Annotated in this window: 16 protein-coding genes; 6 read left to right on the top strand and 10 right to left on the bottom strand. The window is 68.5% G+C overall.

All coding sequences use genetic code 11. The features are described from left to right. Nucleotides 1–3 precede the first annotated feature (3 nt). Nucleotides 4–1,119, bottom strand: coding sequence for a glycosyltransferase (locus ACK8OR_RS07600; RefSeq protein WP_410188808.1), 1,116 nt, complete (start codon nucleotides 1,117–1,119; stop codon nucleotides 4–6). Nucleotides 1,120–1,554: 435 nt separating this feature from the next. On the opposite strand from ACK8OR_RS07600, the gene ACK8OR_RS07595 reads away from it, so the two are divergent. Continuing rightward, nucleotides 1,555–2,271, top strand: a complete 717-nt coding sequence (locus tag ACK8OR_RS07595; protein WP_410188807.1) for a sugar transferase — start codon at nucleotides 1,555–1,557, stop codon at nucleotides 2,269–2,271. Continuing rightward, nucleotides 2,268–3,470 carry a glycosyltransferase family 2 protein gene (locus ACK8OR_RS07590; RefSeq protein WP_410188806.1) on the top strand — a complete coding sequence of 401 codons (1,203 nt, stop codon included), beginning with the start codon at nucleotides 2,268–2,270 and terminating at the stop codon, nucleotides 3,468–3,470. The genes ACK8OR_RS07595 and ACK8OR_RS07590 overlap by 4 nt, the downstream gene beginning before the upstream one ends. Here the strand turns inward: ACK8OR_RS07590 and ACK8OR_RS07585 are convergent. The 3 genes from ACK8OR_RS07585 to ACK8OR_RS07575 all read right to left on the bottom strand — a co-directional run bounded on the left by ACK8OR_RS07585 (nucleotide 3,458) and on the right by ACK8OR_RS07575 (nucleotide 8,183). Next, the gene (locus ACK8OR_RS07585) at nucleotides 3,458–4,480 is read right to left on the bottom strand and encodes a glycosyltransferase family 2 protein (RefSeq protein ID WP_410188805.1); all 1,023 of its coding nucleotides are present in this window, start codon (nucleotides 4,478–4,480) and stop codon (nucleotides 3,458–3,460) included. The genes ACK8OR_RS07590 and ACK8OR_RS07585 overlap by 13 nt on opposite strands. Nucleotides 4,481–4,588: 108 nt before the next feature. Continuing rightward, nucleotides 4,589–4,837, bottom strand: a complete 249-nt coding sequence (locus tag ACK8OR_RS07580) for a hypothetical protein (RefSeq protein ID WP_410188804.1) — start codon at nucleotides 4,835–4,837, stop codon at nucleotides 4,589–4,591. Between the two features lie 145 nt (nucleotides 4,838–4,982). After that, a complete protein-coding gene (locus ACK8OR_RS07575; protein ID WP_410188803.1) occupies nucleotides 4,983–8,183 on the bottom strand; it encodes a glycosyltransferase in 3,201 nt (1,066 codons plus the stop codon). Between the two features lie 261 nt (nucleotides 8,184–8,444). On the opposite strand from ACK8OR_RS07575, the gene ACK8OR_RS07570 reads away from it, so the two are divergent. Genes ACK8OR_RS07570 through ACK8OR_RS07555 form a run of 4 tightly spaced genes read left to right on the top strand, consistent with a single transcriptional unit; the run spans nucleotide 8,445 to nucleotide 12,987 of the window. Further along, nucleotides 8,445–9,965 (top strand): lipopolysaccharide biosynthesis protein, encoded by a 1,521-nt coding sequence (locus ACK8OR_RS07570; protein ID WP_410188802.1) that lies wholly within the window; start codon nucleotides 8,445–8,447, stop codon nucleotides 9,963–9,965. After that, nucleotides 9,962–10,699 (top strand): hypothetical protein, encoded by a 738-nt coding sequence (locus tag ACK8OR_RS07565; RefSeq protein ID WP_410188801.1) that lies wholly within the window; start codon nucleotides 9,962–9,964, stop codon nucleotides 10,697–10,699. Before ACK8OR_RS07570 ends, ACK8OR_RS07565 begins: the two co-directional genes overlap by 4 nt. Nucleotides 10,700–10,711: 12 nt before the next feature. After that, nucleotides 10,712–11,806: a glycosyltransferase gene (locus ACK8OR_RS07560; RefSeq protein ID WP_410188800.1), complete on the top strand. Its 1,095-nt coding sequence runs from the start codon at nucleotides 10,712–10,714 to the stop codon at nucleotides 11,804–11,806. After that, on the top strand, nucleotides 11,803–12,987 hold the full coding sequence (locus ACK8OR_RS07555) for a glycosyltransferase (protein WP_410188799.1): 1,185 nt from the start codon (nucleotides 11,803–11,805) through the stop codon (nucleotides 12,985–12,987). The genes ACK8OR_RS07560 and ACK8OR_RS07555 overlap by 4 nt, the downstream gene beginning before the upstream one ends. 1,357 nt (nucleotides 12,988–14,344) lie before the next feature. Here ACK8OR_RS07555 and ACK8OR_RS07550 read toward each other — a convergent pair. From ACK8OR_RS07550 to ACK8OR_RS07525, 6 genes are all read right to left on the bottom strand, one after another. Next, nucleotides 14,345–15,829 carry a ShlB/FhaC/HecB family hemolysin secretion/activation protein gene (locus ACK8OR_RS07550; RefSeq protein ID WP_410188798.1) on the bottom strand — a complete coding sequence of 495 codons (1,485 nt, stop codon included), beginning with the start codon at nucleotides 15,827–15,829 and terminating at the stop codon, nucleotides 14,345–14,347. 812 nt (nucleotides 15,830–16,641) lie between these two features. Further along, on the bottom strand, nucleotides 16,642–17,685 hold the full coding sequence (locus ACK8OR_RS07545) for a hypothetical protein (RefSeq protein ID WP_410188797.1): 1,044 nt from the start codon (nucleotides 17,683–17,685) through the stop codon (nucleotides 16,642–16,644). Next, nucleotides 17,682–18,893, bottom strand: a complete 1,212-nt coding sequence (locus tag ACK8OR_RS07540) for an MFS transporter (RefSeq protein ID WP_410188796.1) — start codon at nucleotides 18,891–18,893, stop codon at nucleotides 17,682–17,684. The genes ACK8OR_RS07545 and ACK8OR_RS07540 overlap by 4 nt, the downstream gene beginning before the upstream one ends. Then, nucleotides 18,880–19,173, bottom strand: a complete 294-nt coding sequence (locus ACK8OR_RS07535) for a hypothetical protein (RefSeq protein ID WP_410188795.1) — start codon at nucleotides 19,171–19,173, stop codon at nucleotides 18,880–18,882. The genes ACK8OR_RS07540 and ACK8OR_RS07535 overlap by 14 nt, the downstream gene beginning before the upstream one ends. Before the next feature lie 11 nt (nucleotides 19,174–19,184). Beyond that, nucleotides 19,185–19,589 carry a hypothetical protein gene (locus ACK8OR_RS07530; RefSeq protein ID WP_410188794.1) on the bottom strand — a complete coding sequence of 135 codons (405 nt, stop codon included), beginning with the start codon at nucleotides 19,587–19,589 and terminating at the stop codon, nucleotides 19,185–19,187. Further along, complete coding sequence (locus tag ACK8OR_RS07525) at nucleotides 19,586–22,027, bottom strand: zinc-dependent metalloprotease (protein ID WP_410188793.1); 2,442 nt, start codon at nucleotides 22,025–22,027, stop codon at nucleotides 19,586–19,588. Before ACK8OR_RS07525 ends, ACK8OR_RS07530 begins: the two co-directional genes overlap by 4 nt. Between the last annotated feature and the right edge of the window lie 237 nt (nucleotides 22,028–22,264).

The following is a 22,264-nucleotide window of genomic DNA, read 5'->3' as shown; positions in this document are numbered from 1 at the left end:
CGGCTAGCCGGGCATCGGCGCCGCGACATCCCCGACGAGGATGTCGAAAAGGCGGTCGATCTGCCTTTCCGGGTCCATGTCGTCCCGTGCGGCGTGCCGGAGTGCTGCATCCGAGGCGGCGGCATAGGTCGCGTCATCGTGCCAGAGGGATCGCACGGCAGCGACCCAATCCGACGTTGGCGCATCCGGCGCGACGAGGATGCCGCCCGGCCCGACCGCCTCGGGAAGGCCCCCGATCGCAGAGGCCACGACGGGGATTCCGCTGACATGCGCTTCGGCCGCGATCCGGCCGAACGCCTCCTCCCACTGGCTCGGGGCGAGGACGATCCGCGCGGTGCCGTACACCGTCCGCATATCGCGGGTGGAGGGCCGCAATGTGACGTTCGGCAGCGTGGCCAGGCGGGATTGCAGGCGCGCCTCGTCCTCCGGCTCGAGGCCCCAGCCCCGGACGAAGACGAACGGGATGTCGGCGCACCGCTCGGCGACGTCGAGCGCGACCGACACGCCCTTGTGCGGATGCGGATTGATGAAGGTCACGGTCTCGCGGGTCGAGCGGACCCGGTAGCGATCGGCGTCGATCATCGGATAGACGACATGCGCCGCCACGCCATCGGTCTCGGCGAACCGGCGGGCGGTGAAATGCGAGTTCGCGATGAAGCCGACATCGGTCAAACCCCCGAGCGGCCCCCCGAGATCGTCCGGCTCGACGTTGCGCAGGTAGATGAACGTGCGGATCCTGCTCCGGTCGATGCTCCGGGCGAGGGGGACGGGACGCAGCGACTGGAACACGGCGACGTCGGCGCGGAAGTCGCGAACCACCTCTGCGGCGGCCTCCTCGGCATGCCACGCGCGATAGGCCGGATAGCCCAGCGTATCGTCGCGGACGAACCCGCGTCTTCCGAGCTTCAGGAGGATCCGCCCCCGGACACCCACCAGACCCGCCCCGGTCAGACCGGACAGCACCGCCACCTCGTGTCCGCGGCCCCGGAGGCGGCGGACGAGTTCATGCGTGCTCGACTGCGCGCCGCCATACATTTGGGGAAGATGGGGATGCGCGCTCCCGAAAAGGATCCGCATGCGTCGCCGGGAGAGCGGCGGGGCCGCGACATTCGCGTTCATCGGCGGCGTCCTTCGTCTGTCCGAGCGGATCGGCGACCGGCATCGCGGGTCCGGAATGGTCCCGCCCGATCGCATTGTCCGATGGACACTCGCTTCCGAAAGCCATGTCACGGGCGTGGGTCCGGATCGGCGGAAAAGAACGACCTTCGCACCAGCCGTCAGCGCAGTCTTGCCTACTTACCGGTCGAGCCTGCTAAGAAAATGTTCAAACGAAATATGCAGCGTAGATTGTGCTGCAGAGCGGCATAGCGAATTTGACGGCGGGGATGATTAGCCCAACATTTCAATAGAAAGCGCGAGAGAGGTCCGGTCCGTAGGCCGAGCCCTCTGCCGCGATGCGGCGACGGTGACCGCCTAAATCGGCGTCATCGGGGCACCGTGCCTCCGGTCGGAGCGCTGGGCCATCTGCGCCGGACCAAAGCAAGGACAGGGACGATGTCAGACAGAAATTCCTACATCGACCACGACCTCTATCCGGCCGCCGTCACCGATCGGCCGCGTCATCGTTTCCTGAAGCTGGCGTCGAGCGACCCCATCCCGGTCGGCGGCTGGTTCAAGCGCGGGTTCGACGTCGTCGCGGTGTCGGCGCTGTTGGTCTTCATCGCGCCGCTCTTGCTGGGGCTGGTGGCTCTGATCTCGGCCACCTCGCAGGGCGGCGCCTTTTACGGCCATTGGCGCATCGGCTACGGCAACCGTCCGTTCCGCTGCTTCAAGCTTCGCACCATGGTCGTGAACGGTGACGAGGTCCTCGCCCGGCACCTCCTTCAGAATACGGATGCCCGGCGCGAATGGGAGGAGACGCAGAAGCTCCGCGACGACCCGCGGGTGACCCCGGTCGGCGCGGTGCTCCGCAAGCTCAGCCTCGACGAGTTGCCGCAGCTTCTCAACGTCCTCCTCGGCGACATGAGCCTCGTCGGTCCGCGTCCGGTCCCGGAGGCCGAACTCCGGCGCTACGGTCGCTCGAGCCGCTACTATCTGCGGGCGCGTCCCGGCATCACCGGGCTCTGGCAGATCAGCGGTCGCAGCACGACGTCCTATAACCGCCGGATCGCCTATGACCGCCTCTACGTCTCGCGGTTCCGTCCGGAGGCGGACCTCATGATCCTCGCGCTGACCGTGCCGGCCGCCATTAGGGTCAGCGAGACGTCTTGATCGACGACATGGCGCGCCCCACGGTTTCGGTCGTGATGGCTACCCATCAAGGTGCCACCCATCTCGAGGCGGCGGTCCGTTCGGTCCTCGCGCAGAGCCATCGCGATCTCGAACTGATCCTCGTCGATGACGCATCCACTGACGCGACGCCCGCGATCATCCGGCGGATGGCGGAGCAGGACGCGCGCGTCCGTCCGATCACGCTGGCGACGAATGTCGGCGCCGCGGCCGCGCGGAACGCGACGCTCGACGCCGCTCGCGGCGACTGGATCGCCATCGTCGATTCGGATGACGCGATGCACCCCGCACGGATCGAACGCCTGATCGAGGCTGCCGAGATACTGGCCGCGGACATGATCGCCGACGACATGGTCCATTTCGGTGATCCGCAGACTGCCGGGGTCACCCTGCTCGGTGATCTGGGGATCGACGGCACGCACGCGATCTCGGCGACGGCGCTCGTGACCAGCGATACCGCCGAGGCGGGACGTGCCTCGATGGGCTACCTGAAGCCCGTCATCCGGGCCGCACGCCTCAAATCGCTCCGGTATGACAAGCGGCTCCGGGTGGGCGAAGATTTCGACCTCTACCTGCGCCTCCTGCTCGCCGGGGCGGCGTTTCATGTCGTACCGGACCCGACCTATCTCTACCGGCGCCATGCCGGATCGCTGTCGCACCGGTTGTCGTCCGCAGCTGCCGCCGCTCTGGTCGCAGCGCATGGCGAGGCATGGAACATCGCCCGACGCACGCGGCCCGACGACGGCCCGCTTGACGAAGCGATGGCCGCGCGCGACGCCCTGCTCAGACGGAAGCTGGACTACGCCCGGTTGGTCGAGGACCTGAAGGCACGCCGCCCGTTCGCGGCCACAATGCGGATCGCGCGCCGTCCCGCGCTGTTGGCCGACCTACGGGACAGCCTGTCCGACCGCAGGCAGCGCCGACGGACGCAGAGCCCCGGGCCGACTGGGGCGGCGACCGAGACAACCGTCGTTCTGGCCCCGGCCGATTGCGTGACCGAGATCGACGCGCCCCCCGATGCGATCCGCATCCCCGTCTCGCCGATGCGTGCGCCGACCGCGCGGACCGGCGACAGCCACGTCCTGCTCGCCCGACAGTTGGCCGAGCTGGCCAGTCGCGGCCCGGTCCGGATCGTGGCCGAAGGCGTCGAGGGCCGACACGCCGCGGGCTACCTGCCCTGAGGCGTATCGTCCGTGGTCGCGTCCAGCAGAAGTCGGATCTCCGCGTCGTCCATGACCGCACCTGCATCGCTGCTGAGGCTCAGCTTGTCGCGCAGGATGCCGCGCGCGATCCGTGCGCTGCGGCGGCGCGCCCCGATGGCATAGCGCAGCGCCGCGCCCGCGCCATCCGTCCGCCGCAGGTCGAGAAAGGCGCGATGCTCGTACTTCGCCCGTATCTCGTCCCGAAGCGCCCGCATCGCGGCGGAGACCTCGCCGGGCAGGTCGTCGGTGGCCATGTGGCGCTCGACCACCCGGAGGAGGCGGGCGAGATCGTCGGTGTCGTGCCGCGCGCTGAGCGATCCGGGCCGGATCATGGCAAGATAGCCGGGGCACCGCGTGAGGCTGAACCGGGCACCGGCCAGCATCATCCGGACATACAGATCGTAGTCTTCCGCCAGGCGCAGGGTTTCGTCGTAGCGCAGGCCGTGCGCCCGTAGGAACGGCAGCAAGAGGATCGGCTTCAGAAAGCCCAGCTCGCCCCGTGCCGTGCCCCTTTGCGCAAGGTTGCCCCGCACGAACTCCGCCGTGGTCAGGCGCTCGAAGCGCGGCTCCCCGCCGGGGGAGGACAAGGCGGCGCTCGCCGTCTCGAGCGCATCCTCGGCGACGAAGGCGACGTTGTCGGCGGTGATCTCCGCCGGCGGACCCGCGAGCAGTCGGCCGAGCCGTCCGGGCAGGAACGCGTCGTCGGAGTCGAGGATCGCGGCGATGTCGGCCTCGGCTGCGTCGAAGGCCGCATTGCGCGCCGCGGCCGGCCCGGCATTCTGCGCGAACGCGATGACGCGGACCCGTCTGTCGCGCTCGGCTTCGGCCTCGGCCACCCTGAGCGTGTCGTCGTTCGACGCGTCGTCCACGACGAGGACTTCGGACGTCTCGGGCTGGTGGAGCGCCGACCGAATGGCTCGGGCGAGTGTCCGCTGGGCGTCATGCGCCGCGATGACGACCGCGACGGCGCGGCGATCCGGATGATCCATTCAGCATCTCCCGCGGCTCGGGCCCGCGGGATGGTGCGCCGATCCGCAAGGGGATCGCAAGCGCCGTTCGATCGGACAAGATCCTGTCGGACGGCGGATTTTCGGCGGTCAGGTGTCTTTCGGGGGCGAGACGCGCGCCCTGCCGGTATCACGGGGGCGAGGGCTGACCTCTCGCCGGTCCCGGTTGCCGAAATAGGCCATGAGCGCGATGGCGCCGACATAGGCGAGCTGCGCGACGACGGCGACGACGGTCGCGAAAATCGCCAGCTTTCCCGGCGCGAAACCTGCGATCGCGCCGATCGTCACGGCGAGGCCGATCAGCACGAAAAGGCCGAACAGGAATTTCGGAAACCGCATCCGCCTTCGCCCCTCTCCGGTTCGGTTATCGGCGGATTATCGCTTACCGCGACCCCTGCATTCTGTCACGGACATTCGGGGAAACACCCCGTTTTCTGACGTTGTGTGGATTTGCGGCACGGGTCTGGCGTTTTGGTCTTTGCGTTCAATACGATCGGTCGGCGGAAACCGGTTCGCCGTAGATCCGGACCGGGGCGACCCCGAGAAGGGCCGACATCGTTCCGACATGCAGCGCCCCGCGCAGCAGGTTCGCATTGCGCCGTCGCGCGATGGGCGCGGTCAGGAGCGTCGCGATGGCACACCATCCGACCTTCGCCGCGGCGCGGGCGAGATTCAGTGCCGTGTCGCCCACAGTCGCACCCGCGGACAGAAGGCTCCCATGGGTCTGGCCCATCCGGTAGCGCCGCTTCAGTAGCCAGCGCACGCGCGCCCGTTCGGGCGGAACCGGCTCGGTCAGCCAGGCGTCGGGGGCGAACGCCATTCGGGCGCCACGACGCCGCGCCGCTTCGAAATAGGCGGTGTCCTCGCCGCCCGACGCGCCGCGTCCGAGGTCGAAGCGCAGGCCCTGGAAGGCTTGCGCGTCGGCGTTCAGGAGCACGTTGCAGCTATGCCCCGCGATGGGCCGTCCGCGACGGTCCAACTCGGGGATGGTGTCGTGGATGCCGAGGGCGCGCATCCAGGCCGGCGCGTCCGCCGCGTAGGTCGCGCGCACCGGGCCGACCACGGCGTCCGAACCGTCCTCCGCCATCCGCTCCAGCAGGGATTGCAGCCAGTCGGGCGGGGCCAATTCGTCGTCGTCGATGAAGGCTAGCCGGGCCGCCCCATGTCGCACCCCCTCGTCGAGGATGGCGTTCCGCGCAACCGAGATATTGCCCGCGGGTGCATGGAGATAGACGACCTCGTGGCGCGAGCGGGCCGCGAACTCCGCGACGGCATCTTCGGCGGTCGGGTGCGTGTCGTTGTCGCTGACGACGATGCGAAGCGAGACACCCGGCGGCAGCACCTGCCGCTCGATCGTGTCGAGGGTCGCGAGGAGCGAGGGGCGGCGGAACGTGCAGATCCCCACTGTGACCTCGCCGGCCGGGACCTCCGGCGAGGGCAGGAACCGCCGGGGGAGCGCCGGAGCGGGTGTTGGCCGCACGAATTGCCACCAGAAGCCGAGCGACCACGCCAATTGCATGAGCGCCGCGATCGGCCCCGCGGCGAGCGCCAAGGCGCTCCGGCGCGAGATCGCCAGGACGATCCCGCCTCCGATGCAGGCGAGGAGCCATGCCAGGGCCGGGGCCGCGAAGATCGGGCTGACGGGCGTCAGGGCGGCGAGGGCCACCAGCGGGGCGAGCGCCATCAGGACCGTCTGCCTGATCCGCGGCCGGATGCGGTGCTTCCGAACCGTCCGCGCTCGGCCCCGTCCGAAGGCGAAATACTGCTTCGCCAGCGCGTCCAGCCGGTCGCGCGGCAGGTAATCGAGCCCGGTCTTCCCGGTCAGCCAAAGCGACGCGCCGCTGGCGACGAGGCGGATGTCGAGCTCGGCGTCCTCGTTATGCGAAAAGCTCTCGTCGTAGCCGCCCACGGCCCAAAACGCGTCGAGCCGCATCAGCGCGTGGTGCCCATGCTCAACGGCGCGGCCCGCACCGCCCATCCGATGCGCCGCGCCGCCGTTTCCGAGGCGGCTATTCTGGCAAAGCGCGATCGCCCGTTGCATCCGCCCCCGGCCGATCGCGCGCATCGCGACCACGACGCTCGCGGCGCCTGTGCGGCGCGCCTCCTCCAGCAGCGTCTCGAGATAGGCCTCCGGGTAGATCGCGTGGGCATCCATGCGCAGGAGCCACGTCGTTCCATCGCCTGCCTGCGTCACCGCGCGGTTGAGGCCCGCGCTTTGCAGGCGGCCCGGGTTGACGATCACGTCGATGGCCAGATCGGGATGGGCGGCGGCGCGGGCCCTCGCGATCCGGATTGTGTCGTCCCGAGATCCGCCATCCGCCACGACCAGTCGGACGGCGCGGCCGGCGGAACGAAGGCGGCGCATCGACGGCGCGAGCGTATCGATGACGCTGCCGATATGCCGCGCCTCGTTCAGGGCCGGGATGACGATGAGCACGCCGCCATCGGGCTTCGGCGCCTGCTTCGGGTCGCACGGCCCGAGCATTTCCGCGAGCAGGGCTCGGCTTTCCGCTCCGTCTGCGATCCATCTCGACCGGGGCACCGCATCCTGGCGGCGGCGAAGGTCTGCGCGGGCTTCGGGGGTCAACGCGGCAAGCGCCCGCGATGTCGCGGTGGTGGTGGGCGCGTCGAGGATCACCCCGATGCCGAGGGACCGCATCGTCGCCGCGATTTCCGTGCCCGCCAACCCGATCGGAGGGACGCCGTTTGCCCCGCTTTCGTACAGACGGTTCGGCAGCAGCCAGTCAGAATTCGCGCCCGCGTCATAGCGATCCACGAGCCAGGCGAGGTCGACATCGCCGTAGATGATCGGCAGGTCGTCCGGATAGCCATACGGCCCCTCGAACGAGAGGTCCGGATTGGCCGCGACGATCTCGTGGAAGCCGGGTACCGCGTCGAGCGCGGGCCGTCCCCGCAGGAGGACGCGGTAGCGGCCGGGCGCCGCGCGTGTCACGGCATCGAGACAGGCGAGCGACCACGCGCATCGCAGAATCCCGAACCAACCGATCCGGATCGGCCCGTCCGCCTCGTCTTGGCGGTCCGGGGGAGGCACCCATCCCGCCAGATCGGCCTCGGGCACCCTGTTCTCGACAAGCGCGATGGGGGCACGGCATTGCCCGAAGCGTTCGAAATATTCGCGCGCGAAGGCTGGGGAGGACAGGAGGAGGAGGTCGACCTCGCGACACAGGCGGCGCTCGATCCGGCGCAGAAGACGCGAGGGCGGGCCGGTGCCGACAAGCAGGCGGTGGATGTCGAGAACTTCGTAGATCAGCCGGATCGGAGGCCCGGCCTCGAACCCGCGCCGCAGGGGGCCGGCCAGCGCCAGCATCTCGAGGTTTCTCGCGATGATGGCGTCGGGGCGCGCGACGCCCCGCAACGCGCGTCGAATCCCGATCCGGGCACGCAAGACGGAGGCGATCCGCTGCGCCATGCGTGCGTTGCGCGTCTGCCCGAGCACGATCGCCGTGCCGGGCAGGGGGCCATCGCCCCGCCGGAACCCCGCAAGCTCGACCTCCGCTCCGGCACGGCGCAACATCCGAACGCGCCGCCAGATCGCCGAATCGTCGAGGTCATGCGCAAGGTAGAGGACGCGCCCGGCCGATGCCGGGTCAGGGGCGTCCCGGCCGGTCGACCACATCGCTGCCGCCGCGCGGCCGGTTGTCTCGCCCTGCTGCGCTGATGCCATATCGGGTCCTCGGACGATCCACACGCGGCCCATCGCATCAGCGACGCCCGCTCTGCTCTAGCCCTTCCGGTGGTCCCATGGCGCTTCGCCCGTCCGGTCGCTGTCGGTGAGCGCGTTTTCGCCTCACTCGCCCGCTATTTGTGCAGGAAATGGCCCTTCTGCGGGATCGGTGTTTTTTCGGGTCTCGGGATAACTGGCCGAGCGTCCAGGCTTGTGTGACGCTCTTCTGCGTTTCTCCGCGCAACCCCGCGAAAGACGTCCATGCCCCTCTACGACCCAAACGGCACGGTCGATGCCTCGGCATTGAGCAGCTTCAGCGGCACCGTCCTGCGCGGCAGCCTGCACACGGGGCTGAGCCAGGTCGTGACCGTGGGATGCCAGGTCCTGTCGGTGATCGTCCTGTCGCGATTGCTGGGGGCCGGCGATTTCGGGCTCGTCGCCATGGTCGGCCCGGTGATCGTGCTCGTGTCGATCTTCAAGGAACTCGGCCTGATGCAGGCGATCGTGCAGAAGGACGATCTGACCTACGGACAGGTCAATTCGCTCTTCTGGGTCAACGCCTCGGTCAGCCTTTTCTTCACCCTGCTTCTGGTCCTCGCGGCGCCCCTCATCGCCGATTTCTACCGCGAGCCGGAGCTGGTCGCGATCCTGCAGGTCATGGCAGTCACGATCCTCGTGTCGGGCCTTGGGGCACAGCATTTCGCCCTCCTGAACCGGGGCATGATGTTTGGGCGGCTCGCCATCAACGCAGGCGCGGTCGCCGTCTGTACGCTCGGCACTTCGATCCTCTGGGCGTCCGTCGCGCCATCGCCCTGGGCCCTCGTCGCGGGGATGGTCACCGGGTCGGCGCTCGGGACGCTCATGGTCTGGCTCTGGGTGCCGTGGCGGCCCGGGCGCCCGGCCATGGCGCCGGGCACCGCGGACCTTCTGGGCTTCGGCGCGGGCATCACCGGCTTCAAGCTGGCGAATTTCTTCTCGCGCAATCTCGACAACGTCCTGATCGGACGGGTCTGGGGCAGCGAGGCGCTCGGCCTCTACGATCGCGCCTACAAGCTGCTGCTCTTTCCGCTCAACCGCTTCGCGCAGCCCCTCTCGCAGATCATGGTGCCGGTCCTGTCGAGATTGCAGCGCGAGCCGGATCGATACGCCCACGCCTTCTTTCGCGTATTCGGTCTTCTGCAACTGGCGGTCATGCCCGGCGTCGCGGCGCTCACGGCGATGGCCGATACCGCGGTTCCCTTTCTGCTCGGTGCGAAATGGGCCGAGAGCGCGCCGATCTTCGCCGCACTGGGGATTGCCGGGCTGACGCAGTCGCTCGCGAACCCGACAGGGTGGCTCTTCATCAGCCAGGGGCGCACGACAGAGATGGCGTGGTGGGGACTCGCCTCGGCGATCGCCACCTGCACGGCCTTCGCGGTCGGCGTCCAATACGGCGTCGTGGCCCTCGCGATGGCCTATGCCGCGGTATCGGCGCTCAAGCTCCTGCCGCTCTGGATGCTGATCTGCCGAAAGGGCCCGATCCGCGCGGACAGCATCCGTCGGCGCATCGGTCCCGCGCTCGCCGCCGGTGCCGCGGCATACGGCGTGCTCTGGGTCGCGCAGGCGGGATTTGCGGGGCCGGCCGCGCTGCGACTGCTGGCTGGCGTGCTCCTCTCCTACGCGGTCTTCGCGTCGCTGTTCTCGCTCACCCGCTACGGTCGAGACATCATACGCGAGGCGTTCGACCTCGGGATGAAGGCGATGCGGAAGACCCGGAGCTGGGCCTCGGGAGGGACGACGTGACCCGTCTCGACCGGATCAGGGCCCGGCTCGAGTGGCGTCTCTGGCCGGATCGGATGCTGGCCGAGGCGCAGCCGGCGCCGGACCCGGACCTCGAGGCGGTCTACCTGAAGCGGGGGATCGTCCTGATCCACATTCCGAAGAACGCGGGCACATCGGTCGAGGACGCCCTCTTTAGTTACCACGTCCGGCATCGCACCTGGCGCGAGCTTCGCGCGTCCTGTCCGCGGGCCTGGGCCACGCTGCCGAAGGTCGCGATCCTGCGCGAGCCGGTCGAACGGTTCCTCTCGGCTTACGATTACCTGCGGGCGGGCGGGCGCAACAGGCTGGACCGGACCTTCGGGATGCTTCTGGTCGGCGACGATCCGATCGACGCCTTGACCGCGCGGATGACGACGGATGCCACCTTCCGGCGGCACGCGATGGGTTACTTCCACTTCAGGCCGCAATGCGACTTCGTCTGCGACGATGGCCAGGTGGTGGTCGATCATCTCATCCCCAAGCCGCAGATGGCGGCCGCGCTCGAGCGGATCGCGGGAATGCCGCCGGGCGCCTTGAAGCACAAGAACCGCAGCACCGGTCCACGGACCCCGCGCGCCGCACTTTCCGACGGCGTCATCGATCGCATTCGCACGCTCTACCGGGCCGATGCCGACCTCTACGACGAGGCCTGTGCCGCCCCGCCGGACACCCGCGCGGGGACGGTCCGGACCGACCCCACATCGCGACCTCAGTGAAAGGGACCGACCATGCGCATACTCTTCGCCGGCGGAAACGGCTGGCTGCCGGAAGCGAGCGGTGGCACGCAGAACAGCACCGATCACCTCATCCGGCAGAGCCTCGCCGAACGTCATGACTGCGCCGTCTATTGCGGCACGTCGGGGCGGGGGTTCTTCGGGTGGCGGATGCGCGCGCAACGCAAGCTGACCGGGCGCGCCTTCAGCGTCGATCGCGTCCTCGGCTACGAGGTGATGCGCACCTGGGAGCCGATGGACCCCGTTCGCGTCCGCGCCGCGATCGAGCGGTTCGCGCCGGACGTCGTCGTCGTCCAGACCCGCCGATCCGCCGTCCTCGGACAGCTCTTTGCCGAACAGGGCATACCGGTCGTGTTCTACCTTCGGAATGTCGAGTTTTCCGAGAATGACGGCGACGTCAGCGCGGTCGCGGGCGCGCGCTTCATCGCCAATTCGCCCTTCACCGCCGAGCGGTACAAGCGCGAATACGGCATCGAGAGCACCGTGATCCCGCCGACCATCGATTTCGAGAAATACCGGACCGAAACCACCCGCGAGATGACGACGCTCATCAATATCCACCCCAAGAAGGGCTACGAGATCGCCCGTGACATGGCGCGGGCCTGTCCCGACATCCCGTTCCTCTTCGTCGAGGCTTGGACCCTCTGGGAAGAAGATTTTCGCCGCACCAAGGCGGAGATGGATGCCCTGCCAAACGTCACCTTCATGCGCCGGACCGACGACATGGATCAGGTCTACGGCCGGACCCGGATCCTCCTGGCCCCCAGCCAGTGGGAGGAGGCCTGGGGTCGCATCGCCTCGGAGGCGCATTGCAGCGGCATCCCCGTGATCGGATCCGACCGCGGCGGGCTGGGACAGGCCATCGGGCCGGGCGGTATCGTGCTGCCCCACGACGCGCCCATCGCCGACTGGGTCACCGCGTTGCGCAGCCTTTGGGACAACCCGGACGCCTATGCCGAGATGTCCGTCACGGCCGAGCGGTATGCCCGACGGCCGGAGCTCGATTTCACCCAGCAGTTCCGCACCTTCATCGGCGTGATCTCCGAGGCGGCGGCCTCAGGCACCGCATCCGACCGGAGATCCGCGTGAGGATCTGCTTCGTCGTCTCGACCTTCCCCGCGCGGTCCCAGACCTTCGTGACCGCGCAGGTCCTGCATGCGCTGCGGGCCGGTCATGACGTCACCGTCGCCTGCAGGCAGGCCGACGAAGACGCGGGGCTGTCACCGGACGACGTCCGCCGACTGGAGCAGGTCAGGCGCGTCGACTGGCCGCCACGCCTGGAATCGTCGACGCGGTATCTTCCCCCGCGACTGCACGACGCGATCCGGCGCCGCGCGGAACGCTGGACATGGCGGCAGATCGAGAGCGACCTCGTGATCGCGCATTTCGGCTATGCCGGGGCCGCGGTCGCCCGCGCGCGCCAGCCGGGCAAACCATCCCCGCCGCTCGTCACGATTTTTCACGGTCGCGACGTGAGCGTGGAGCATCACCGGAACGGTCTGCGAAAGTATCGCGGGCTCTTCGCGGCGGGCGACCTGTTCCTGACGGTGAACGAGCCGTTCGCCGAGCTTCTGGTCGCGGGTGGTGCGCCGCGCGCGCGGGTCGAGGTGCTGCATCTCGGGGTGCCGACGGAGCGCTACGCGTTCACATTGCCCGAGCCGTTCGGATCGCGCCGCCTGCGCTTCGCCAGCGTCGCGCGGCTGGTGCCCAAGAAGGGCCTGCACGTCGCCATCGCGGCGCTGGCGCGACTGCACCGCAAGGCGCCGGAGCTCGACTGGACGTACGAAATCGGCGGCTCGGGCCCCTGCGAGGAGGACCTGCGGAGGCAGGCGGCCGCCGCGGGTCTAAGCGATCGGATCAGGTTCCTTGGCCCCCTGTCGCACCAGTCCACGGTTGCCCTCATCGCCGACGCCGACGCCTTTCTCGCACCCAGCATTACGGCCGAGGATGGCGACCAGGAGGGCATACCCGTCACGCTGATGGAGGCAATGGCCTTGGGGACACCGGTCTGCACGACCCGCCATTCCGGGATCCCCGAACTCGTGTCCCACGGCCGGACCGGCCTGCTCTCAGACGAGGGAGACGCGGACGCGCTCTGCGACAACCTGAACGCCTTGAGCGATGGCTCAGCGGACGTGGCGGCGCTGGCGACCGCGGCGCGACGCTGGATCGAACGCGAGTTCGACCTCTCCCGCCAGACCGAGGCCCTCTTTGCGCGATGTCGGGCGGTCATGGATAGGGCGCATGCGGGAACGGACACCCCCCGCTGACCGCGCTCTGGATGCTTCGACCGTGGAGAACGACCTTGGCGTCTGTCCGCGCGGGAGGGCATCTCCAGCAGCTCCCCCGCACATGATCGCACACGCAGCGCCGCCATCGGGTTCGAGATCACGAAACACGCCCTTGCCTCACAGCCGGTTCCATTCGCCCGGCCCTAGCGATTGCGTCGATTGATCGTCACCATGCAATGAGCGTGCCGCGAATGGAGCGCGGGGACGTCCCGACCGAGCGTGTCGACCGACCCGAGATGCGGGAGTGCGCCATTGGTCGCCGCGCGGGCGTTCCGATTGGCCCGTCGCTGGCCATGGCCGCTGGCTAGGCACGCCCATTCCCGTCCATCCCGCTGGTCGACGAACGTCGGCGGGGCGTGCGCGGCTTGCCGGCCGGTCGTGGCGGTGACCTGCGAATGGCCGACGGCATCCGGTCTCGCCTGCGGGCGATGGACGATCTGCGGAGTTCCCGTCTTGGCCACGAGCGGTACGCGGGCGGGCTGGAGGGCGGGGCGGGCTTGCGGACGCTGGAACGGGACGGCCTGGGGCACGGTCACCGAGACGGTCTGTCCACCGACCGGAAGGCCGGGTCCACGAACGGGCTGGGGGAGCGGGCGTGGCCGGGGAATGATCGATGCCGTGAGGGGCGGAACACTCGGGGGGATCGCCACCGGAACCTGTCCGGGCACGGCCGTCGGAACGGGGAACGGTACCTGCGAGGGGACCGGCTGAGGCACCTGGCCCGGCACCGCGACGGGGACCGGTTGCGGGATCCTGTTCGGCACCGCGCCCGGAACGGCCGTTGGCACCGCTTGGGGCGTGGCCGTCGGGGTCTGCGGCGGCACCAGGACCGGTCGCGGCGTCGGAACACGTCCGGGGATCCTCTGCGGGACTGCGTTCGGGATCGCGACCGGGACGCGTCCCGGCACCGCGACCGGGTTAGGTGTCGGGATGCGGCCCGGTATGGCGGGGGGGATCGCCTGCGGCACGGCGTTCGGGGCCAAATTGGGTGTCGCCGTTTGCGCCGGTCTCGGGATTTGACCCGGCACGGTCTGGGGAATGGCCTGCGGCATCGCCTGCGGCGTCGCGCTCGGCACCATCTGCGGCGCCAAGACCGGTACCTGGGCCGGCGTCACGGGCGTCCCGGTTGTGCCGGGCGGTTGCTGGTTTGCAAGCGGCACTTGCCCGGGCGAGACGGCCGGGCCGGTCGTGGTTCCTCCGCCGGTGCCGCAACTCGCCGCCTGATGCGGATTGCCGACGCCGTTGCACCAGCCGAAGTGGTTTCCGCGCGCCGATGCGTCCATCGGCTGAACTGCGACGAAGGCGAGGATGAGAATGAGATGTCGAAGGGGCATGATCACCAGCTCCTCGTGAGGCCGAGATAGAGGGCCGGATCACCCTCGGATGAGAACGGGCCGTCGATGAGTGGGACGGCGACATAGCTCGAGACCGAGAACTGGTTCTCGAATTCGAGATCGAGGCCCAAGCCAATTGAGGCGAATTCCCGCGTATTCGTCATCCCGCCACCCGGACCCGTATCGGACACGAATGCCAGATCGAGGAAACTGTAGGGCCGGACCCGGCGGACCGCCTCCATCTCGGGAAAGAAGTCGCGACCCATCGCAAGCGACGCGGAGGCGCCGGTGTCGCCTTCATCCTCGGCGAAAACGTATCCGCGGTCCTGATCGCGGCCGCCGACGTGGAATTGCTCGATCTGGGGCAGGCGATCCCGTGAGTACTGGCCCCAGACTTCGGCGCTGGCGAAGCTGCCGGAACCGAACCATTCCGTCGGCGCGATGACGCCCGCCCCGAACCGAAGGTGCGAGAAGGTTGCGCCGCCGCCCGCATCGCTGCGCCCCAACGTGTAGGTGAGCGCGTATTCCAATTCGCCGCCGTTTTCGAGCGTCCGCCCGTAGATCCAACTGGCGCCAATCGTTGTCACGTCGTCTTCGAAGGTCGTGCCGCCGACTTCCACATCCGTCTCGGACGATCTCAACTCGAACAATCCGTAGCCATAGGCTTCGACGTTCCGGACGAATGGAAATCCGTAAGCGAGAATGGCGGTGCGACCCTCGATATCGGTCTGCTGCAACGTACCTGTCGCATCCCGCCGCGCGGCCACGTTGCCGAGATAGACTTCGCCGTAGCCCCCGGACGCCCCCAAGGGCACGCGGTAGCGCAGCGTGCCGAGCAAGGTCGTATCTCCCGCGAAGTCGCTGGTCGCCGACAGGTTGAAGTTCAGCAGATCACCCGCCGACAACGCGCCGAGATAGGTCTGGTCGAAGGTGATCGTCGCCGCGTCGCCCAGTTCGCGGACCGGATGGTCGAGCGTGACGAACCCATAGCTGCGGTCCAGTTCGGTCGCCACGAGGCGCAGCTGGGCCGGACCCGCGGGGTCGGGATAATCGATCTCCGACGTCACCTGGACCGTCCCCAGATCGTCCGACAGCATCAAGCCGCGCTCGAACGTGGCGAGGGTCGCCGGTCTCTCGGCTTGGACGGACAACATATACGAGGCGATCAAGGCAGCCGTCTCGGGGTCGGCGCCGTCGATCACGATGTCACCGATCGCGCCCTCGTCGACCGTCAGGACCGAGCCGTCCGGCGAGACGAAAACCTCGGCGAGAAAGTATCCGTCCTCGCGGTAGAGCGTCTCGATCGTGGCGGCGACGGCCTCCGGCGTGACGACGCCACCGCGGGACAGCGAAAGCTGCGTCGCGAAGTCCAGCAGAGTCTGCGCCTCGTAGACGGTCACGCCGGTCAGAGAGAAGGTTCTCTCCTGTGCGACAGCAGCCGCCGCGATCGTGCAAGTGAACGCGGCGATGGCGAATGACATCTTCATTTTCGAACCCCGTCGCGAAAGTCGGCTTTGGAATAAACCCTAGGTCGAGTTCAGGCGGGGTCGCAATGGCACACGCCGAACTCAACGGATGTCGGATATGGTGTAACGATCGCGCCACAGCATTTTGCGCGTAATTTCGCCGGGCGCATGAATAATTTGCGGACGCCTTCGACATGGAATGCCGGTCGCGGCCGCGCATATTCCTATGGTCCACGCAAATGCGATGGAGATGACACGCGTCTTGATCGTATCGAAAATGCTCATCGGCGGCTATCGGCGTATTGGGTCTCGGGAGGGCGTTCCGAGCGCTTGACGATGATATCGGCAGAGCTTTTCGGGCGATAGTGGAGGGGTCCCCCCACTACGTCGCAATCTTCGAGAATAGGATGAGATTGCGATCCGGGAGGAGCTTGGAGGATGCGCAAACGCAACGACGCCGCGCTGTGCCGCCAATGGATGACTGCCCGATGAGAGCATGGTCGATTTCACGTCATCGCCAACCGAAGCCGAGCGCAGACAATCCCGAAACGACGTGTATGGACCACGCGAACCACCGCCAATGGTCGCTCCGCGCAGGTAGGCCGAACGAAAGAGGCACTCTAGCGGAGTTCTGCACCGTGCCATTAACGAACGCCATGTTCTGACGCTCTCAGATGTCAAAGATGTGCCACGGTTCGCGAAATGGCGCCGATCGCGCATTGATTTCATGTGGCCGTTCAACTTCTCGAAGCGCTTTCGATGGATGCCCCCCGTTTGCGCGCGTTGCCCGGCCGGATCCTGGCGCGATTGCCGGCGGGAACACCGTCCCGGAGCTAGTCCGACAGCACGGAGTGAAGAGCGTCGGCGGCCCCCGCGAAATCCTCGTGAAGCGCGATCGCGAATTGCTCGTGGACCGCGCCGTTGAGGGCGATATCGGCGCGCGCCTCCGCTCGGCTCGAGGCGCCCGTCGCCACCTTCTCCAGCTCGAGCGCGTCGAGGGCGGCGACAGGCGTGCCCGCCACGACCTGAAGGAGCGCGGTGATCGTCAGGTGTTCGACCTGGTTGTCGTTCTCGGGCGGGCCGACATAGCGCGGCGCGAAGCCGGACACGCCCCAGACGGCGCCCACCGACATGGGCGTGGCGGTGTCATATTGATAGATCGTCTTGACGTTGAACCGTCCCACGAAGCCGTGGTCGAAGGCCGGACGGCGCAGGAACGGAACCTGGCGGGTCGTGCCGGCAACCAGCGTCTGCCAGGCCATCAGCGTGGCGGCCTCGACGCTCTCCAGCTTCGGGCCGTGTTGGAGACGCCGCTCCGGCGGCACCGCGCGGATGTAGGCGTGGGCCAGGTCAAGAATGTCGAACGCGGCGGCGAGCGCCGTATCCGCGTCCTCGGGTCCGGTCCGAAAGGCGTGGAAGCGGGCATAGGCTTGCGCCAGCAGGTCCAGATACGGTCGACCTTCCGGCTCGCTGAGATGGGCGACGATCGCGAAGGGCGTCCAACCATCTCGCGTGAGGGCCGGGGTCTCGACGTCCCAGAACGCGCTCGGGATCGGGGCGCCGCGCGTCGTGCTGATCCGGCGCAGCTCGGACAGGTCGGCCGCGTAGGACAGCAGCGCGGCCGCGCTGACCTGGCCGCGTTCCAGGCGGCGAAGATGCGTGGCGATCCCGGTATCGCCGAGGATCGGAGACCTGTTCAGGCCGGCCGCGCGCAGGGCGGCGGCGACCTCATCGGGGGTGGCCTCCGTCTCGGACGCCGCGCGGGACAGGGGGCGGGGCCTCTCGGTCCAGACCTCGATGATCTCGCTGCGGATGACCGTCAGGGTCACGCCTGCACCGAGAACCAGCGCGAGGGCCGCCACCGCGATGCGCCTCACGGCCTGGCCCCGCGACCGCCCATCGCCATCAGCGCCGCGGCCCCGATCAGGCAGGCGGGGATTGTGGCCATCGAGATGCGGTAGCTGCCGTCCGACAGGTCGAGGATCTCGCCGATAAGCGGCTGGAAGATCACGGCCGACGCAATTCCGACCATGTTCACGAAGGCGATGATCTTGCCCGCGTTCCCCGCGTCCGTGCCCTCCCTGGCCATCGCGAAGGTCAGGACCTGCGCGCCACAGAAGACCCCGCCCAGGAAGAGGAGCGCACCCAGCAGCATCGCCGAGCCGGTCGTCCCGTAGATCGCAGCTCCGAAGCAGAGCGCCGCGAGCGTTGCGCCGCCCGCGACCAGCAGGCGCCGATGGCCCGTGCGGTCGGCGATTGCACCGGCGGCCACGCTGCCGAGCGCCATCCCCCAGAACACCATCGAAACCACGACCTCCGCCGAAACAGGGGAGAGTCCGTGATCCGCCGTCAGCTCGCCCTGACCCCAGAGCCCGCCGAACACATTGATCGGCATGTAGTAGAGTGCACCCGCCAGTGCGATCAGCCAGAGCCGCGTGTCGACGAAGATCGCGCCGAAGCCCGCGACGAGGGGCCCCCGCAGCCTGGGGGCGGGCGTTCCGTCGCGCGGCAGAAGTACCAGCATCGCCACCGCCAACCCGAGCCCGGCCAGGCCTGTCCAGAGGAAGGCCGCGCGCCATCCGATCACCGTCATTGCGTCGGTCAGAAGCACCGCGCCCACCGCCGCCCCGATCATGCCGATCATGTTGACGACCCCCGACAGCAGCGCGAACCGCTCCGGCGGGAAGCGGTGCGTGACGACGAAGAGTGCGGAGACGAAGGCGAAGGACGCGCCCAGCCCCGTCAGGAAACGGCCGAGCAGGACAAGCGGCACCGCGTCCGACATCCCGAAGAGAAGCACGCCGCCCGAGCAGATCGCACAGGCCGGGACCACGAGGCGCCGCGCGCCGTAGCGGTCGAGAAGCGCGCCGACGACCAGTTGCATCGGCGCGTAGACCCAGAAGAAGACGCTGCTGACGGTGCCGAAGCGAGCATTCGTCAGTCCGAGATCCCCGGCGATCCCGTCGATGGCGAGGCTGGGCAGGATCCGGGCGACGAACTCGTAGAGGAAGAATGCCGCGACAAGCGCGAAGGCGGTCAGGGGCAGACCGATGCCTGCGCCCTGCCGCGCTTCACTGCCGCTCATAGCCGATGATCTCTCCGTCTGTGTAGGCGCAGTTGCCGGCCGCCTTCACGTCCGGATCCGTCCAGTCGACGATCCAGTGGATCTTGACGACGTTCCCGTCGATCGAGGCCGGCCAGACCGAGATCGCCGCATTCGGCAGGCTTTCGAAGTCCGGCACCTCCCAGAGGTAATCGTGGCAGGCCGTGAGTGCGGCTGTCGTCTGCCGGTCGAAGGCCTGCGCGGCCGGAGCGATCATGCAAGCGGCGATTGCCAAGACGGCGGGGCGGGTCTGAAAAGCCATGTTCGATCTCCTCATTGGCCCAAGGTGTCCAGACCGGACGTGTCGATACCCGCCAGGATCTCGCGGGCGTTCACGCCGTCCGCGCCGTGGTCGCGGCCGATGCCCGTCGCGATGGCCGAGCCGATGAGACGGGCGGTGGCCTCCGCCTGCCGCTCACGGTCCCGGCATTCCAGGAAGCCGTAATCCCAACCCGTTCGATAATCGCCGCCCGACCCGTATGCGCCCGCGTCCCGCACGCGCTGCGAGAAGCTGTCCCCTCCGGCGCGCCGCCCGCTGGGGCAGCCATCGTGATAGCCAGCCACGTAAGCCGCGGAATAGCCATGCGCGGCAAGCGTCGCCTCGCTCGATTCCTGGGACACGCAGCCCGCCAGGGCGAGTGCCGCGGCCGCCGCCGTCGTTGGGATCATATGTCTCATAGCTCGTCCTCCGTGAGGTCCGCGGGTGCGTCGGGATCGACGCCCAGCAGACGCTCGATGTCCTTGAAGAGCCGCGTGGCGAGACCGTCCTCGGCGGGTGCCAGCGCGGTGACCAGCCGTTCCAGCTCGACCGCGGCGGCGTCGGCGATGCCGGTGTCCGACAGGTCCGCACCCGCCATCAGCATGAAGCCCTGCGGAAAGCCGTAGCCCTCGAGCTCCGCCACCGTTGGATCGCCTTCATAGAGCGGCAGCGCCTGCAGCATCATCACGTATCGCGACAGGGCGGCCCGCTCGGCCGGGCTCATCGCGTCGACGCTGGTCTCGCCGTCGAGTATCGCGTCGGTGATCGTGGCCAGCATCTCGGCCACACCGAAAGCGCGATCCGGCTCCAATTGATCTTGCGTGTAGACGCGCCTGATCCTCAGCGGGTCGAGTACGCTTGCCACTACCGCCTGGGCCAGGGCGTCGACGCCCTCGATCCCGCCGACGGGGCGGAACGCGCCCAGCAGCTCCGGGTCCGAGAAGGCGTCGAGCGAGTCGATCGCATCCCCCATCAGGTAGGTCAGGGCTGCCGTCTGGTCGGCGACGGACACGGCCCGTGTCGGCGCACCGTCCGACGCGGTGGAGGTCAGTCCGCCCACCATCTGCGCGACGCCGCCGGTGAAATCGAGATAGCGCATGCGGGCCTGGTCGTAGATCCGCGCCATCGTGGCCTCGCGCGCGGGGCCGGGCGCGACGGCATCCGGAAGGCGGGTCAGCGAAGCCGACACCGCCCCGATCCCCGCCCGCGTCGCCTCGATCCGGTCGGCGCCGATATTCTCGCGCTGAATAGCGGGATCGAAGCGGCCAAACGTCTCCTCGGGCAGCTCGCCCGCGCCCCAGGCCAGCTCCGGATGCTCGTGCGCTTCCGACGCGATGGCGTCCAGCTCGGCGGTAGTCAGGCCCGGCGTGTAGCCCCATTCGATGGCGTGGGCGTCGTAGGGTCCGATCAGCGGGAACAGGTCCTCGACCCCATCGCCGGGGCGGGCGACGTAGTTGAAGCGCCCATAGGCCATGATCGAGGCCGTCGTGCCGTTCTCGGCGGTGAAGGCCGGGTCACGCAACTGCTCGGTCGTCCATGCGGTCGAAGCCTGGTGATTGTGGCGAAGGCCCAGCGTGTGCCCGACCTCGTGGCTGACGGCGTAGCGGAGAATTCGTGCCTGCAGCGCCTCTGGCAGAGGGAGTGTCCGGGCGCGGGAATCCACCTCGGACATCAGGAGGTAGTAGTAGTCCGAGAAGACGTTGAGCACGTCGGGCCAGACGAGGATATGCGCCGACAGGATCTCGCCGGTGCGCGGGTCGTGCACGTTCGGACCGAGGGCGTTGGCCACGGGCTGCGCGATCCAGCGCACGACGTTGATCCGCGCGTCGTTCACCGACCAGTCCGGATCGCCCGTGGGTGCATCGCGCGCGACGATGGCGTTGGTGAAGCCCGCCGCCTCGAACGCAGGCTGCCAATCCTCGATGGCGGCACGGATCGCGGGGCGCCAGCGTTCGGGGATCTCGGGCGAAAGGTAGTAGACCAGCGGCTCGACGGGAGGCGAGGGGCGCGGCGCGTCCGGATCGGCATGGATCAGGCGGTGCCGCAGCGCGGGCCGCCGGGTGCCGGCAATGGCGCCGTCCGCGCCCTCGAACTCCAGAACCTCGGTGTAGAAATAGCCGACGCGCGGGTCCGCTTCACGCACCTCCATCGGGGTCTCCGGCAGCAACGTGATCGTGTGCGCGATCTCCACCGAGAGGGCGCGGTCGAGGCCGAGCGCGTCCTGTGCGAGGAACGTCAGATGCGAGACGAGGAATACGTTGTCGGGATGCGCCGAGGCCCGCGCAACGTAGGACCGCGCCGGATCGACCGCGAGCGGCGTCAAGCCGGACGCGAAGAGCGCGCCCTTCACCGAATAGTCGGGGATGTCCGACGAGAAGGCCGCCGTCGCGTCGAGCAGCATCCGCCCGTCCGCATTCTCCGCCAAGATGTCGAAAGCCAGCAGAACGGGTCCGATCTGAACGTTCGAGATCGCGATGTCGATCGGGCTGAGCTTCAGGTCCGGGTCAGTCGCGCGCGGCTCGCCGGTCGTGCGGATCGAGCCCGAGGAAAGCGATCGCACGAGCACGACGTCGCCCCGTCGCTCGAGGCTCACGGCCCGCGTCGCGATCTCGGTGCCGCGGAAGGACACGGTCGCGTCGGCCGGGTAGCGCGCGACCTCCGCGCTCCAGATCAGCGTCCGGTCCAGCGTCGCGGGCGGCAAGGACAGGTAATGCGCGTCCGCCGTGGCGTAGATGCGCACCGGCCCATCGCTGAGGTCGGCACCTTCGACGAGTCGGTCATAGTCGTCCGCCGTCTGGGCATGGCCTGCCCCGGCGGCCAGGAATAGGGTGACCAGCGTCGCAATCATTCGGTTCATCAAGGTCTTCACCGTCCCTGCCGCTGCCTGGCGACAGGAGACCATGAATCGGTGAAAGGCCCAACGGACATATTGGCGCGCCCTCGCGAGGCGCGGTGGTGCGGCCGTCGCGTTCGCGTCGCGCCAAGGTCCGCTGGGCGCCGGTCCCATCCCATGATCATTTGGATTCGCAGATGTCGCGGGATGTCTGGCCCTAAGCCAGCGATTGGGTGAAGCCGACCCGAAGTTTTGCATGGG

It is taken from the genome of Jannaschia halovivens (genome assembly GCF_046452375.1).
GTDB lineage: Bacteria > Pseudomonadota > Alphaproteobacteria > Rhodobacterales > Rhodobacteraceae > Jannaschia > Jannaschia halovivens.
This window is presented reverse-complemented; position numbering and strand designations above follow the sequence as displayed.